This window comes from Streptacidiphilus jeojiense (assembly GCF_000719095.1).
Classification (GTDB): domain Bacteria; phylum Actinomycetota; class Actinomycetes; order Streptomycetales; family Streptomycetaceae; genus Streptacidiphilus; species Streptacidiphilus jeojiensis.
Genome location: NZ_JOEH01000116.1, coordinates 1 through 310, shown reverse-complemented (window position 1 = coordinate 310; position 310 = coordinate 1). Strand labels below are relative to the sequence as shown.

The window sequence follows — 310 nt, the reverse complement described above, 5'->3', positions numbered from 1 at the left end:
CCGCCGGAACCGTTGTACAGGTCCACCTTGCCGTCCACCACCGGAACCATCACCAGATTGGGAATCGTCTGCCCCGCAGCGAAGTTCAGGTTCGACACCGTCGGCCGCGACTGCCCGTCCGGAAACACCGTCACATAGCCCGCACCCACCGGAGCCACCGCCGTCACATTCATCGCAACCGCCGTCACCCCACTCGACGGAACCCCCGCCACACCCGCCACCTGCAACCGCACCGTCCCACCCGCGACAACCCGCGCCTTCGACGCACCCCTACCCGACCGCGTGTCCAGGATCCGCGAAGGACCAACCG

General features: G+C 67.7%; 1 protein-coding gene. It reads right to left on the bottom strand.

All coding sequences use genetic code 11. The features are described from left to right. Nucleotides 1-233: hypothetical protein (locus tag IF29_RS48745; RefSeq protein WP_198037698.1), on the bottom strand; the 233-nt coding region annotated here is incomplete at its 3' end. Between the last annotated feature and the right edge of the window lie 77 nt (nt 234-310).